Genomic DNA, 16,745 nt, shown 5'->3' with positions numbered 1-16,745 from the left:
TATTCTCCAATTCCCTGAGAGTGGATACGTTCATCATTAGAGTGATTAACCGGGAAAAAGTTCCGGTCTTATTTCTTCTCTGGCACCAGCATTTTCCGTTCTTTCGGGAAGCCATCGTTGGTAAAGTAGGGGCGCTGCTCGCTGAACACGGCAATACCACGCTTGCTCAGCACTTCCCGGGCTTCCTCCGAATCCAGCGTTTGCTGGGTCAAGGTGCCTGTATTCATCCGTATACCTTCGCTCTTCAGCCGCTGCACCTCTTGCGCTATTGCCTGTTGTGTTGCCGGGCTCAGCAGTGACGGGTCATGTTCGTACTGCATTTTTTCCAGCAGTGTCATTCCGGCCGGAATCGTCACCTGCCCAAGATCATACCAGCTGTTATGAATACCATAAGTGATCCCTTTGTTCTGATCCGCCTTGCAGGCCTGGTGGCTGGGGTCTGAACAGACAATAATACCGGCCAGCTGAGCTATTTTGCGCCGGACATTGTCGTCAATAAACTGGTTCATTCTCTGCACTGGCTCAGTTGTCCATTCAAAGTTTTCAGAGATCTTTGAGCCATTGTCGTTCAGACCGTAGACTTGGGTGTAGTTTTTTTTGCGCTCATCCAGAAGTTGTCCTGTTATTCGCGCCAGATCAGCCGCACCGTGCATGGCGGCTTCCAGGTGACGTTGGAATTCAGTTTTGTTACCAGACTCGGAGGTAAACTGACTGGTCAGCTGCAATGGTATGTCAAGACGTCTGGCGTCAAATCCCGGAGGTTGAGTCACCGTTAATCCGGGAAAATCAGCCCCAACCCCGCAACCACGAATAACGTCCATTCGATCCGCAAAGCGTAATATGCGCAGGTACCAGCGTAAAGGGTCAGGCAGGTTCTGCTGGTCTTTACCCTCAACATCGTTTTCCTTGCTGGTCATCACCTGTTCCATATCATCCAGCAACTGCACAGAATAGCGTCCGGTCAGGTCCCGCCTGAAATACTCAGCTGACTTTGATTCCTCAGCTGATTTGTCGACATCTTCGGCAGCCGCATCATGGTAGATAATCGCCAGAGACAAGAGTTCTTTTTCATCCGGGCTCAGGGAGCACAGCTGAAATTTCTCCAGCAATTCCATATACCAGTGCCCATTATTCCTGGCCCGCAGGACATGGCTGCAGCTGTGCTGCGGCTTCCATACTGCTGGCATTGTTGGTCTGACCAGGCACTGGATCACCCGTTCCGGTCCAGGACGGCGGTAATAGTGCTGCAATATCTTCAGGATGGTTTTTTCATTATCGCCGACATTATCTGGCAGGACCGGTGGTGTGCTGAAGGCGTCCACCACAAACTTTAATGCCGCTGGTGTCTGAGCTGCCAATGCTGTTGCCGATGCGCCAGAATCGTCCAGACCGAGCGATTGTCTGAGGTCCCTGATCTCCCGCTGAGCCTGCCGGACATGCTCTGGCCAATTCTGGTAGAAAGTATGTGTTTCCCGTTGCAGCCACAGGTTTTTGATCCATTGGATATAATCAGTCATGGAAAAGTTACCAATAACTTTCCTGTCGTCCGGGTAATACCATTTCAGAATGTCTTTAAGATCAAGCAGAATCTCTTCGTCCGGGCAAACGTCATAATGAAAAAGGGCCAGCAAGCGTGACTTGATCATGTCGAGCGATATAGAGTCGACAAACACATCAGATAATACCTCTTTCATACACTGCTTTAGTTGCCCTGGACTGTAACCCTGACAGATTCGGTCAAATTCAACGACGATTCCCGGGCAACCGGTTAAAGGTATTCTGCTGAGATGTTCCAGGGTCAGAAAATCAAATGGAGCAAAAGCAGCCACCAGATAATTCATTACGCCCACTGGCATTACCGGTTCTGAGCTATTGTTCATGTTGTCAATTTCGGAAGCAGCAGTTCCCAGCTTTGCCCCGCTCTGCAGAAGCAGGTGAAGTAAGCGACAAGCTTCTTCCTCCTGTTTCCGGGTTTGCTCATGCTCTGGCTCACGGTTTCTGTCTATTTCGGAAAACAGCAACAGGTCAAGCAAAGAATCAACAAATCCTTCATGGAAAAAACGCTGGTGAATCGGCAAGCCACTTTGTTTTAATTCCAGAAGCTTTTCATAACTGTAATGACAGGGATCACTGACTAATTTGATGGCCTGTTGCAGTTTATGCCTTACATCCGATGAGACGGTTAACTCCGAACTCAGTGCTTTTGCTCGCAGCGACATTGGCAGCAGATTCAACATGTCTCTGAAATGGTCTGGGTCTAAGCCCTGTGAAAACGCAAAATCATTCAGAGCACGCTCATTCGTGTTCAGGTTTACACTGTTCAGCTCGTCATCAAAATAGACCTGTACAGAGCCTGTGCGGTGGCAATAAACGACCAGAGGCAAGTTTTTAATCTTCAATACCTTTTCACACTGAGACCTGTCCCTCAGGATGTCGGAAATATTTATCTGTGCATCGTTGTAAGCAAAGAAGCATTTGATGTCTTCTTTACCATATTTGCCAAGCACCAGTTCCGGGAAATCATCTGAGCGGGTAGTATCGTCGGGCTTCAATTTAGGTAAACTGAACGTCCCGTCCGCTCGCAGACACCCCGAGGTGAAACGAAGAGGATAAACTCTCCAGAAGATTTGATTGCCACGTTCAAGACACCTGTTAAGCAATGATTGCAGATGAGGCAGCAATTTCACTGACAGTGTTTCTGGAGTTAAGTCAGGCTCTAGCAGCAGTTTTCTGGTCCCTGCGTCACGTTTATAAACGTACAGGCATTGTGGATCAACAATGCCCACCATCCATTCACCATAATCTTCTGGCACGCGCCCGGTGGGCATCATCTCTCCCGGCAGGGCGAGGGTGAAGGGTCTTGGTGCCCCCTTACCCGAAAAGTAATCGTTTTCTTTGGTCAACTCAATTCGCCGGAACGCCAGACGCCCAGTCTCAGCGGCCTGCAGTAGCTTCTGTCGCTCAGACTCTCCGGGGTGAAGCAGCCTGCTGGTCGATTCGCAGACAGTCCATTGACCAGAGACTGTTACCGACCGGGTGTCAAGCTTTGGTTGAGGGGGAGGGTAGAAGCTCGCAGAGGTCCCCGTTCCCTGGGCAACGTTCATGGTAATACTCCTGTAAAACTTACTACCTGCTCACTTCCATATGGATCTACTTCCTCTGCTGGCATACTCTGAGCATCAGGTACCGCCATCTTCTTTGGCACCAGCATTTCCCGTTTTCCCGGCAGGCCATCCCTGGTAAAGTAGGGACGCTGCTCGCTGACCACCGCAATACCTCGCTCCTTCAGCACTTTTCGGGCTTCCTCCGAAGTCAGCGTTTCCTGGGTCAAGGTGCCCGGATTCATCCGTATACCTTCGCTCTTCAGCCGCTGCACCTCTCGCTCTATTGCCTGTTGTGTTGCCGGGCTCAGCAGCGACGGGTCATGTTCGTACTGCATCTTTTCCAACAGCGTCATTTCGGCCGGAATCTTCACCTGCGCCAGATCATACCCGCTGTTATGAATGCCATAGGTGATCCCTTTATTCTGATCAGCCTTGCAGGCTTGGTGGCTGGGATCTGAACAGACGACAATTCCCGCCTCCTTAGCTATTTTGCGGCGAACGTTGTCGTCAATAAACTGGTCCATTCTCTGCACTGGCTCGGTTGTCCACTCAAAGTTTTCAGAGATCTTGGAGCCATTGCCAATCAGACCGTAGACTTTGGTGTAATCTTTGTTGCGCTGATCGTGAAGTCGCCCGGTTACCCGCGCCAGATCAGCCGCACCATGCATGGCGGCTTCCAGATGACGTTGGAATTCACTCTTGTTGTCAGGCCCGGAGGTAAAGTCTTCAGTCAGCTGCGTTGGTAAGTCAAGAAGTCCAGCGTTAAAACCCCGGGTTCGAGTCGCCGTTAATCCGGGAAAATCAGCCCCAACCCCGCAACCACGGATAACGTCCGTGCGATCCGCAAAGCGTAATATGCGCAGATACCAACGCACTGACACAGACAGGTTCTGCTGGTCTTTACCCTTAACATCGTTTTCCTTGTTGATCATTGCCTCTGCCATATCAGCCAGCAGGGGGGCAGGGTAGTGTCCGGTCAGGTCCCGTTTGAAATATTCAGCTGAACTTGTTTCCTCTTCTGTTTTGTCGACATCTTCGGCAGCCGCATTGTGGTAGATAATCGCCAGCGACAGGAGTTCTTTTTCTTCTTCGCTAAAGTAACGCTGCTGAAATTTGTTCAGCAATTCCATATACCAGTGCCCATTATTTCTGGCCCGCAGGACATGACTGCAGCTGTGCTGCGGCTTCCACACTGTTGGCATGGTTTTTCTGTGAAGGCTCTGGATTACCCGCTCCGGTCCCGGACGGCGGTAATAATGCTGCAATACCTTCAGGATGGTTTTTTCATTATCGCCGGTATGATCTGGCATGACCGGCGGCCTGTTGAAGGCGTCCACCATAAACCGCAATGCTTTTGATGTTATGGCTGCTGATGGGGTAGCCAGATTGTGAGAATTGCCCGGATCCAGAGATCGTTTCAGTTCCCGGATGTCCTGCTTAGCCTGCCGGACATGCTTTGACCAATTCTGGTAGAAAGGATGTGTTTCCCGATGCTTCCATAGTTCATCAACCCATTGGATATAATCTGCCACAGAAAAATCATCAATAACTTTCTTACCCTCTGGGTGAGACCATTCCAGACTTCCTTTGAGCCTGAGCAGAATTTTTTTGTCGGGGCAATCACCGTAACGAAAGAGGGCCAGTAAGCGTTGCCTGAGCATGTCGAGGTGTGGGTATGAACCCACATCAGATATAACCTCTTTCATATATTGCTTTAGTTGCTCTTGACCGAGACCCTTACAGATTCGGTCAAATTCAATAACACTCCCCGGGCAACCGGTTAAAGGTATTCTGCTGAGATGCTTCAGGGTCAGAAAATCAAATGGAGCAAAGGCAGCCACCAAATAATTTATGACACCCGTCGGCATTACCGGTTGTAAGGCACTTTCCATAGAGGCAATGTGTTGAATAACAGTTCTTTCCAGCCCTGCACCACTTTGCAGAAGCAGCTTGAGTAAGCGACACGCTTCTTTTTCCTGCTCCCCGGTTTGCTCGTGCTCTGGCTCAGAGTTTCTGCACGCTTCGGAAAGCAGCAACATGTCCAGCAAAGATCGAACACTTCCGTGATGAATAAAACTCTGGTGAATTGGCAAGCCACTTTGTTTTAATTTCAGAAGTTTCTCGTAACTGTAAAAACGGGGATTCCTCACCAGCTTGATGGCCTGTTGCAATTTACCCATAACCTTCGTTGAGTCGGTTAATTTTGAACTCAGCGCCACTGCACGCGAAGACATTGGTAGCAGGTTTAACAGGGCTCTGAAATGTTCTGGGGCCAGGCACAGTGAAAACGCAAAATCATTCAGAGAGTGCTCATTTCTGGCCAGGCGTTTACTGTCCAGCTCATCATCAAAATAGACCTGTACAGAACCAGTGCGGTGGCAATAAACAACCAGGGGCAGGGGGTCAAGCTGAAATTCCTTTTCACATTGATGCTTGTCCAGCAGGATATCGGCAATATTTATCTGAGCATCGTTGTATACACAAAAGCATTTGATGTCTTCTTTGCCATATTTGGTGAGCACCAGTTCCGGGTAATCAGCTGAGAAGGTGCCATCGCCGAGTTTCAATTTTGGTAAACTGAACGTTCCGTCCGCTTGCAGATGTCCCGAGGTGAAACGAGGATAAACTCCCCAGACAATCTTATCAGCACGCTCAAGAAGTCTATCGTGCAATGATTGCAGATCAGGCAGTTGCTTTACACCCAGTTGATTTGGGCCAGTGCCCCACGCCAGTTGCTGGGTGTTAGCATCACGTTTGTAGATATGCAGGCATTGAGGATTAACAATGCCTACCATCCATCTACCGCATCTTTCTGATACGGTCCCAGTGGGCGCCATCTTCCCCGGCAGGGCGAGGGTGAAGGGCCTTGGTGCCCCCTTACCTGAAAAGTTATTTTTTTCTTCAGTCAATTCAATTCGGCGAAACGCCAGGCGTCCACTCTCAGCAGCGTGAAGTAGCTCTTGTCGAGCAGACTCCCGGCGATCATTGGGTAGCAGCTTGCTGGTCGATTTGCGCAATGCCCATCGGCCTGAGGCTTTTACCGACGGGGTGTCAAACTTTGATTGAGAGGGAGGGTATGGGCTCGCAGAGGTCCCCGTTCCGTGGGCAACATTCATGGTAATACTCCTGCAAAAACAAATTACCTACCCACTTCCATATGGGGGTTTACAGTAATTTAGAGTCACTGGCTGGCGAAAAGTTCCATGTTCATAGTGGCATTATCATAGAAAGATCAAAGGATTTTATCGGTCTTTTCCTGCTGAGCATCAAGCTTCGCTTTCTTCTTTGGCACCAGCATTTTCCATTCTTTCCGGAAGCCATCGTTGTTAAGGTAGGGACGCTTCTTGCTGACCACGGCAATACCTCGCTGTTTCAGTACTCTTCGGGCTTTCTTCGAAAGCAGTGTTTTCTGCGTCAAGGTGCCCGTATTCATCCGTATACCTTCGCTCCTCAGCCGCTGCACCTCTTGCTCTATTGCCTGTTGTGTTGCCGGACTCAGCAGCGACGGGTCATGTTCATACTGCATCTTTTCCAACAGCGTCATTCCGGCCGGAATCGCTACCTGCTGGAGATCATACCAGCTGTTATGAATGCCATAAGTGATCCCTTTGTTTTGATCCGCCTTGCAGGTTCGGTGTCTGGAGTCTGAACAGACAATAATGCCGGCCTCCTGAGCGATTTTGCGGCGAACATTGTCATCAATATACCGGTTCATTCTCTGCACTGGCTCAGTGGTCCATTCAAAGTTTTCAGAGATCTCTGAACCATTGCCAATCAGACCGTAGACGTGGGAGTAGTTTTTTTTGCGCTGATCTCGCATTGGTCCGGTGACCTGCGCCAGATCAGCCGCACCGTGCATGGCGGCTTCCAGATGCCGTTGGAATTCAGTTTTGTTGTCAGTGTCGGAGGTAAACTGTTCGGTCAGCTGCGATGGTATGTCAAGACGTCTGGCGTCAAATCCCGAAGGTCGAGCCACCGTTAATCCGGGAAAATCAGTGCCAACCCCGCAACCACGGATAACGTCCATTCGATCCGCAAAGCGTAATATGCGCAGATACCAGCGCACGGACTCAGACAGGTTTTGCTGATCGCCGCCCATGACATCGTTTTCCTTGCTGGTCATCGCCAGTGCCATATCCTTCAGTAGCTGTTCAGGGTAATGCCCTGTCAGGTCCCGTTTGAAGTAATCAGCTGACTTGGATTCTTCCACTGATTTGTCAACATCTTCGGCAGCCGCGTCATGGTAGATAATGGCCAGAGACAGGAGTTCTTTTTCATCCGGTTTCAGGGAACACTGCTGAAATTTCTCCAGCAATTCCATATACCAGTGCCCATTATTCCTGGCTCTCAGGACATGGCTGCAACTGTGCATTGGTTTCCATACTGTTGGCATGATCTGTGTAAGGCTCTTGATGACTCTTTCCGGTCCCGGACGGCGGTAATAATGCTGCAATACTTTCACGATGGTTGCCTCATTATCGCCGACATTTTCAGGCAGGACCGGCGCTTTGCTGAAGGCGTCCACCACAAACTGTAATGCCTTGGTCCTCTCGGTTGCCAATGCTGTTGCCTGGTTGTGAGAAGCGTCCGGACCGAGTGATTGTTTCAGATTCCTGATGTCCTTCTGAGCCTGCCGGACACGCTTTGGCCAATTCCGGTAGAGAGGATAGGTTTCCCGTTGCTGCCACAGATTTTCAATCCATTCGATGTAATCAGCCAGGGAAAAATCACCAATAACCTTCTTGCCTTCAGGGTAAAGCCACTCCAGATCGTTTTTAAGATCATTCAGAAAGTCTTCGTCCGGGATAGCCTCATAACGAAACAAGGCCAATAAGTGGGACTGAATATCTTCGAGGGTTGGAGCCAGCCTGGTTGTCACATAAAATGATGCCCTGTTCAAACAGGCCTGATTTTCCAGTTGACTGTTGCCCCGACAGATTCGGTCAAATTCAACGATGCTCCCCGAGCAACCGATTAAAGGTAAACGACAGAGATGTTGCAGGCTCAGGAAATCAAATGGAGCATAAGCAGCCACCAGACAATTGAATATGCCCGCTGGCATTGCAGAATCATTCTTGGATTCCATGTTGCTGATGAGTTCCAGACCAAATTCAGTCAGCCTTGTCCCGCTCTGCAAGAGCAGCTGAAAACATCGGTAAGCTTCTTCCTCCTGCTGCTTCCTGATTTGCTGTTCCTGAACACCATTGTGTCTGAATATTTCGCTGTGCATGAGAAAATCAAGCAAAGATCTAATACCCGCGATGTAAAAAAAAGGCTGCTCAACCGGCAAGCCATTACGTTTTAATTCCAGAAGTCGCTCGTAATTGTAACAACAGGGACTACTCAACAGCTCTATGGCTTCTTGCAGATTGTGGACAAGATCCGGCGGGATGTTTAATTCTGAACTCAGTGCCTGCGCCCGCAAAGACATTGGCAGCAGATTTAACACGGCTCTGAAATTTTCTGAGGCTACGCCCCTTAAAAACGCAAAATCATTCAGAGAATGCTCATTTCTGGCCAGGTGTTTACTGTCCAGCTCATCGTCAAAATAGACCTCAACAGAACCTGTTTCGTGGCAATAAACGACCAGTGGCAAGGGTTTAAGCTGCAATTCCTTTTCACACTCACGCTTTTCCAGAAGGATATCGGATATATTCATCTCTGCATCCTTGTAAACACACAAGCATTTGATGTCTTCTTTAGCGTATTTGGCGAGCACCAGTTCTGGGTAATCAATTGAGAAAAACTTCTCGCGGGGTTTCAATTTTGGCAAACTGAACGTCCCATCCGCTTGCAGATGCCCCGAGGTGAAACGAGGATAAACTCTCCAGATGATTTGATCGCCACGCTCAAGACGTCTATTGAGCAGAGATTGCAGATCAGGCAGTAGTTTTACTTGCAGTGTATCCGGACTAAAACCTTGCTCCCTCGTCAGCCTTTTAGTCCGTGCATCACGTTTATAGACGTACAGGCATTTTGGATCAACAATGCCCACCATCCAGTTACTATGGCCTTTCGACATACGTTTGGTAGGCATCATCCGCCCCGGCAGGGCGAGGGTGAAGGGTCTTGGTGCTCCCTTGCCTGAAAAGTAATCTATTTCATTCGTCAATGTAATGCTCCGAAATGCCAGGCGCCCACTCTCAGCAGCCTGCAGTAGCTTTTGTCGTTCACACTCCCTGGGATGATGCAGTAGCCGTTTGCCAGTCGCTTCGCAGACTGTCCATTGGCCAGAGGACGTTACCGACCGGGTGTCAAAGTTTGATTCGGGTTGAGAAAGTGGACACTGACTCGCAGCGGTATGGGCAACATCCATGGTAGTACTCCTTTAATATTTATTATTTACCTGCTTTCGTTTGGGGATTCCTTTCATCCTTAGAGTAACTGGCCGGTGAAAAGTTCCATTTCATACCAATCGTGCTTTCTAACTCCCTATTGCGCTGAAGATTTGGGCCTTAATCCTGCGTTGGTGATCCTACTTTTTCATAGCGAGAGCAAAGGAAATCCACTTTCAGGTGTCTGCTCTGTGCCCGGGCACTGATAGTTGAGCACTGCTGCAAACCATGGACTATCTTGTCTGGGCACTGATAAACCGGAGAAGGTAGCCATTGATGAATCACTCCATTTCCCGATTGCCTGAGACAGCAAAGCGAATGACATTTTTTTATCGTGGCAAGGTTAAATACTGGATTGTTACAGCCCTTAACCTCACCGCTATGGCTTGCCTCTGTTCTAAAGTGCTGGCAAAAAATCCTTTACCAACGCCAGTTGTAGAGGTACTTGCCGGAGATAAAACAACAAAAGAGACTAACTTCCTGGACGACTTGATTAACCATAATGCTTACATGGGGTTAACCGCTCCTTTTGCTCTCGACCCAAATGCAACCCATCTTGTTTTCGCCATGAACCATGACAATGAGCAGGGCGAAAAAATGGGTGAGCATTCAGAAGAACCGGAGGGAGCCGGGGCACAACAGCAGCAGCCTTTAATGACCATTCCGCTCCCACCAATGTCCCATGCACAAATTACTGCCATTATCCAGGGGCTGGATACCGGCCTTGGTCAAGCCACCCTCGACACTCTGTTGGCCTGGCTCCCGGAAGCCTCCCACAGTGGGAACCTGACCATTGCAGACATGATTGAGCAGGTGAAACAAACACTCAACATTGAGCCTGACTCAGAGCAGGAAGAGATGATGGAAGTTCTGTCTTCTATCCAGGGTACTGAATCGCCAGTCGATTTGACCAAACCTGAAGATCGAGAGAGCCTGGCAAGGTTACTGGTGAGTTACTATGCGGCCATCCATTCAAGAGGAGCATCCCAGGAGGCTTATGATTTTTTTGACTCATTCCTGCTGTATGCCACTGGCTTGTCGGGTATCGAGAGGCTCGAGGCCAGAAAAGGAGAGCTGTTAGGTACAAAAGAACCCATAGAAAGTCACTTAATAATGGGAAATGTTAAAGAATCTGCATCCGTCTTCTCTGGACTGAAGTTGTTGCAAAAAATGCGCCTCAGGCTTTTGCGACGACTGTGGGCCCCCTCAGAATCCATAAATCTCTTTAGATATTTGCAACGTCTGGAGATCCCCATGGAAACTGAAGAGCTCCTTGAGCATTTGCAACGAATCGCAACCCCCTCAGAAAGAACACTCAGTCTTTTCCGGCGAATATTGAACCCCTCAGGAATTCTAAAATTCGAGAAATTCGAGGAACCCCCAGATCCAACGCTAGAATACGCATCCTCTATGCTCAACCGTTGCCTTGATATGTACGAAATACCGTTTTACGAGCGTACTATAAGTTCAACTGAACGAACGTTAGAAGTGATAAAAGAACAGGCTGAAAACAGACCTGTAATCATTGCCTCGAATAATCAGTTTACCACTTTGATGAATGCCATAAGCCTTATTCTTGACCCATTCAAGATACAAGACGCTGACGAACTTATAGACAACATGTCGAGCTATTTCAGCCAATCAAATTGGGATCAGACCATTACTGACTCTGAAGGGAAAGAACAGAAATTATTTGATGTATTCAAAAAGGTAATCACTGATGCAAAAGAAAACCCGGGAAATGAAAACCCTCAATTATTTCAAGAATTGCTTCTCGCCATAGAAAAATACCTATCGCAACATTTAGAAAAAATGTTTATGCATGAAGTTGATCGCCAAGTCATATTTTCAAACCTTGTCCATGGATTTTCTGACCTGCGGAAACAATCGAGGGCTCTGTTGGAAATGCTTAAGCCAGCTATTGACACTCATACCAGAGAACAGGCTGATGAAGCCCAACATGACAAGGCAGCCAAGGCGCAGAAAAGAAAAGAGCTCAGCAACGAAGAGAAGAAGAGAAAATACCTGAGAGAAAGGATAGAATACCTGGACGATTTCTACTTTCGGTTCGGCTGTTAATATGGTAACTGGGCGTGACCGGCCCTTAACCTTCTTCCAGACCGGCTGCCAGCAGCAGACTCCCCGGCATGCTGCTGGCACTTAAGACTGTCCTGCACGGCAACTGCGCATACATGTAGTCGTGCTCTCAATGAAGCTTTGCCATCTTCTCTGGCACCCGCATTTCCCATTCTTTCGGGAGTTCGTCATTGGTAAAGTAGGGACGTTTCTCGCTGACCACGGCAATACCTCGCTGTTTCAGTACTCCCCGGGCTTCCTCCGAAAGCAGTGTTGCCTGCGTCAAGGTGCCCAGGTTCATTCGTATACCTTCGCTACTCAGCCGTTGTACCTCTTGCTCTATTGCCTGTTGTGTTGCCGGGCTCAGCAGCGACGGGTCATGTTCGTACTGCATCTTTTCCAGCAGCGTCATTCCGGCCGGAATCGCCACCTGCCTCAGGTCATACCAGCTGTTATGAATGCCATAAGTGATCCCTTTACTTTGATCAGCCTTGCAGGCCTGGTGGCTTGGGTCTGAACAGAAAATGATTCCGGCCTCCTGAGCGATTTTGCGCCGGACATTGTCGTCAATATACTGGTTCATTCTCTGCACTGGCTCAGTGGTCCATTCAAAGTTTTCAGAGATCTTTGAACCATTGCCAATCAGACCGTAAACTTCGGTGTAGTTTTTTTTGCGCCAATCCCGGAGTAGTCCGGTTACCCGGGCCAGATCGGCTGCACCGTGCATGGCGGCTTCCAGATGCCGTTGGAATTCAGTTTTGTTGTCAGTATCGGAGGCAAACTGTTCGCTCAGCTGCGATGGTATGTCAAGGAGTCTGGCGTCAAATCCCGAAGGTCGAGCCACTGTTAATCCGGGAAAATCAGCCCCAACCCCGCAACCACGGATAACGTCCATTCGATCCGCAAAACGTAGTATGCGCAGGTACCAGCGCACGGACTCAGACAGATTCTGCTGATCGCCGCCCATGACATCGTTTTCCTTGCTGGTCATCGCCAGTGCCATATCCTTCACTAGTTGTTCAGGGTAGTTCCCTGTCAGGTCCCGTTTGAAATACTCAGCTGACGTTGATTCTTCCACTGATTTGTCAACATCTTCGGCAGCCGCGTCATGGTAGATAATGGCCAGAGACAGGAGTTCTTTTTCATCCGGTTTCAGGGAACATTGCTGAAATTTCTCCAGCAGTTCCATATACCAGTGCCCATTATTTCTGGCCCGCAGGACATGACTGCAACTGTGCTCTGGTTTCCACATGGTTGGCATGGTCTGACTGCCAAGGCTCTTGATGACTCGTTGTGGTCCGGGACGGCGGTAATAATGTTGCAATACTTTCAGGATGGTTGTTTCATTATCGCCGACATTGTCAGGCAGGACTGGTGGTTTGCTGAAGGCGTCCACCACAAACTGTAATGCCTTTGGTGTTTCGGTTGTCAATGGTGTTGCCTGGTTGTGAGAAGCGTCCAGACCCAGTGATTGTTTCAGATTGCTGATGTCCTCCTGAGCCTGCAGGACATGCTTTGGCCAATTCTGATACAAAGGATAGGTTTCCCGATGCTTCCACAGATTTTCAAGCCATTTGATGTAATCAGCCACAGACAAATCAGCAATAGTCTCATTGCCTTCGTAGCAGTAATACTCCAGATCCTCTGCAAGATCATTCAGAAAGTCTTCGTCCGGGATAGCCTCATAACGAAACAAAGCCAATAAGTGGGACTGAATATGTTCGAGGGTCAGACCCAGCCTGGTTTTTGTATAGAGTGATACCTCTTTCAAACAAGCCTGATTTTGCAGTTGACTGTTGCCCCGACAGATTCGGTCAAATTCAACGATGCTCCCCGGGCAACCGATTAAAGGTAACTGACTGAGATGTTCCAGGTTCAGGAAGTCAAATGGAGCATAAGCAGCCACCAGACAATTGAATAGGCCCGCTGGCATTGCAGATTCATCCTCATATTCCATGCGGCTGATGAGCTTCACACCAAATTCAGTCAGCCTTGTCCCGCTCTGCAAAAGCAGCTGAAATAACCGGCAAGCTTCTTTCTCCTGCTGCTCCCTGATTTGCTGTTCCTGAAGCTCATTGTGTCTGAATATTTCACTATGCAGGAGAAGATCAAGCAAAGATCTGATTCCCGCCGTACGGAAAAAAAAGGGGGACTTAAGAGGCAGACCACTGAGTTTCAATGCCAGAAGCTGCTGGTAACTGTAACAAGAGGGATTAATCAACAGCTTGATGGCTTCTTCCAGTTTATGCACAAGATTCGGAGGAATGGTTAATTCTGATGAACTCAGTGCTTTCGCTCGCAAAGGCATTGGCAGCAGATTTAACAGGGCTCTGAAATGTTTAAAGGCTATGCCTTGTGAAAACGCAAAATCATTCAGAGAATGCTCATTGCTGGCCAAGTGTTCACTGTGCAGCTCATCGTCAAAATAGACCTGAACAGAGCCTGTGCGGTGGCAATAAACGACCAGTGGCAAGGATCCAAGCTGCAACTCCTTCTCGCACTCACGCTTGTCCAGCAGGATATCGGATATATTCATCTTTGCATCCTTGTAAACGCAAATGCATTGGATGTCTTCCTTCCTGTAGTGGGCGAGTAACAGTTCCGGGAAATCATCTGTACGGGCACATGGACCAGATTTCAACTTTGGCAAACTGAACGTCCCATTCGCTTGCAGATGCCCCGAGGTGAAACGAGGATAAACTCTCCAGATGACCTGATCGCCACGCTCAAGACGTCTATCGAGCAAAGATTGTAGGTGAGGCAGTAGTTTTACTCCCAGTTTGTCCGGAGTTAAGTCAGGCTTTATCATCAGCTTCCTGGTAATCGCGTTACGTTTATAAGCATACAGGCATTGTGGATCAACAATGCCTACCATCCATTTCCCAAACCCTTTCCCAATGCGCGCGTTAGGCATCATCCTCCCCGGAAGGGCGAGGGTGAAGGGTCTTGGTGCTCCCTTGCCAGAAAAGTATTTTCTCTCTCTGGACAAATCAATGCGCCTGAGCGCCAGACGTCCACTCTTGGCAGCCTGCAGTAGCTTGTGCCGTTCACACTCTCTGGGATGATGCAGCAGCCGTTTGCCAGTCGGTTCGCAGACTGTCCATTGGCCAGAGGCTGTTACCGACCGGGTGTCAAAGTTTGATTCGGGTTGAGATGGTGGGCACGGGCTCGCAGCGGTCTGGGCAACATCCATGCTAATACTCCTGTATAACTTATTGTTTACCTGCTCTCGTTTGCAGAGATTCTGAAGTCCTTAGAGTAACTGGCTGCTGTAAAGTTCCATCTCAGCTAATTTTTAAGGCAAGATCAAAGGATTTTGTCAGTCTTTTCCTGCTGGTTTGTCCTGAGCATCAAGCTTGGTTATTTTCTTTGGCACCAGCATTTCCCGTTCTTTCGGGAAGCCATCGTTGGTAAAGTAGGGACGCTTCTCGCTGACCACGACAATACCTCGCTGTTTCAGTACTGTCTGGGCTTCCTCCGAAAACAGCGTTTCCTGCGTCAAGGTGCCCGTATTCATCCGTATACCTTCGCTCTTCAGCCGTTTTCTGGTAGAAAGGATGCGTTTCCCTTTGCTTCCATAGTTTTTCAACCCATTGGATATAATCCGCCACGGAAAAATCATCAATAACTTTCTTGCCGTCGGGGTAATAGCAGTCCAGCGTTCGTTTAACTCTATACAGAGTCTCCAAGTCCAGGTCAGTATAATGAAAGAGGGCTAGTAAGCGGGTCCTGATAATTTTGAGGGGGCGAGAGTGTAAACAGACATCATAGAGTACCTCTTTCATGCATTTCTGAAGTTGCTTTTGAGTTTGAGCCCGACAGATTCGGTGAAATTCAACGACGCTGCCCGGGCAATGGATTAAAGATATTCTGCGCAGATGTTTCAGGGTCAGACAATCAAATGGAGCAAAGGCAGCCACCATATAATTCATTGTGCTCGCTGGTATGACCGTTTGCATGTCATCCGCCATGGCGTGAATGCTTGAAATAGCAGTCCCCAGCCTTGCCCCGCTCTGCAGAAGCAGCTGAAGTAAGCGACAAGCTTCTCTCTCCTGCCGGGTTTGCTCCTCCCCAGACCCTTCGTTTCTGGACCTTTCGGAAACCAGCAAGATGTCGAGTAAAGATCGAACCTTTCCTTTGTAAAAAAAATCCAGGTGAATTGGCAAGCCACTTTCTTTTAATTTCAAAAGCCCCTCATAATTGTAAGAACGAGGATGACTCACCAGCTTGATGGCTTGTTGCATTTTGTGCACCAGGTTAGGTGGGACGCTTAATTCCGAACTCAGTGCCTCTGCCCGCAAAGATATTGGCAGCAGATTTAACAGGGCCCTGAAATGCTCCGGGGCTATGCCCTGTGAAAACGCAAAATCATTAAGAGACTGCTCATTTCTGGCCAATTGTTTACTGTCCAGCTCATCTTCAAAACAGACCTCGACAGAACCTGTGCGCTGGCAATAAACAGTCAGAGGCAAGGATTTAAGCTTTAATTCCTTTTCACACTGACGCTTGTCCTGCAGGATATCAGCAATATTTATCCCTGCATCCTTGTAAACACAGAAGCATTTGATGTCTTCTTTGCCGTAGCTGCTGAGCACCAGTTCCGGGTAATCAATTGAGTGGGCGACATCGTCAGGCTTCAATTTGGGTAAACTGAACGTCCCGTCGGCTAGCAGATGCCCCGAGGTGAAACGGTGAGGATAAGTTCTCCAGAAGACCTGATCACCATGCTCAACAAGTCTAGCGAGCAACGATTGCAGATCAGGCAGTAATTTCACTCTCAGAGTATCCGGAGTTACGTCAGACTCCGCCAGCAGCCGTCTCGTGGATGCGTTACGTTTATAGAGATACAGGCATTGCGGATCAACAATGCCTACCATCCATTTACCATACCTTTGTGGTACGGGCCCGGTGGGCATGATCCCCTCAGGCAGGGCGAGGGTAAAGGGTCTTGGTACTCCTATACCCGAAAAGTAATTGTCTTCTTTAGTTAATTCAATTCGCCGGAACGCCAGAAGCCCACTCTCAGCGGCCCACAGTAGCTCTTGTCGCTCTGATTCCCTGGGGTGGCAGGGTAGCCGCTTGCGGGTTGATTCGCAGACTGTCCACTGGCCGGAGGCAGTTACCGACCGGGTGTCATAATTTGCTTGAGAAGGAGTGCATTGGCTGGCAAAGACACCCGTTCCCTGGGCAACATTCATTGAAATACTCCAAACTTGCCATTCACTCTTTA

Annotated in this window: 6 protein-coding genes; 1 reads left to right on the top strand and 5 read right to left on the bottom strand. The window is 48.9% G+C overall.

All coding sequences use genetic code 11. From position 1 onward, the window contains the following. Positions 1-68: 68 nt before the first annotated feature. From ACOJUN_RS02600 to ACOJUN_RS02590, 3 genes are all read right to left on the bottom strand, one after another. Positions 69-3,104 carry a hypothetical protein gene (locus ACOJUN_RS02600; RefSeq protein WP_422135114.1) on the bottom strand — a complete coding sequence of 1,012 codons (3,036 nt, stop codon included), beginning with the start codon at positions 3,102-3,104 and terminating at the stop codon, positions 69-71. After that, complete coding sequence (locus tag ACOJUN_RS02595; protein ID WP_422135113.1) at positions 3,101-6,220, bottom strand: hypothetical protein; 3,120 nt, start codon at positions 6,218-6,220, stop codon at positions 3,101-3,103. The genes ACOJUN_RS02600 and ACOJUN_RS02595 overlap by 4 nt, the downstream gene beginning before the upstream one ends. A gap of 116 nt (positions 6,221-6,336) precedes the next feature. Further along, complete coding sequence (locus ACOJUN_RS02590) at positions 6,337-9,420, bottom strand: hypothetical protein (RefSeq protein ID WP_422135112.1); 3,084 nt, start codon at positions 9,418-9,420, stop codon at positions 6,337-6,339. 295 nt (positions 9,421-9,715) lie between these two features. Between ACOJUN_RS02590 and ACOJUN_RS02585 the strand changes: the two genes are divergently transcribed. After that, the gene (locus ACOJUN_RS02585; protein WP_422135111.1) at positions 9,716-11,518 is read left to right on the top strand and encodes a hypothetical protein; all 1,803 of its coding nucleotides are present in this window, start codon (positions 9,716-9,718) and stop codon (positions 11,516-11,518) included. Positions 11,519-11,645: 127 nt separating this feature from the next. Here ACOJUN_RS02585 and ACOJUN_RS02580 read toward each other — a convergent pair whose 3' ends face one another. Further along, on the bottom strand, positions 11,646-14,708 hold the full coding sequence (locus tag ACOJUN_RS02580) for a hypothetical protein (RefSeq protein WP_422135110.1): 3,063 nt from the start codon (positions 14,706-14,708) through the stop codon (positions 11,646-11,648). A gap of 157 nt (positions 14,709-14,865) precedes the next feature. Next, positions 14,866-16,713: a hypothetical protein gene (locus ACOJUN_RS02575; protein WP_422135109.1), complete on the bottom strand. Its 1,848-nt coding sequence runs from the start codon at positions 16,711-16,713 to the stop codon at positions 14,866-14,868. Positions 16,714-16,745: the final 32 nt, after the last annotated feature.

The organism is Endozoicomonas sp. ALD040, from assembly GCF_049275945.1.
Lineage (GTDB): Bacteria > Pseudomonadota > Gammaproteobacteria > Pseudomonadales > Endozoicomonadaceae > Endozoicomonas_A.
Note: the sequence above shows the minus strand (reverse complement) of the source record. Positions and strands in the feature narration are given on the sequence as shown.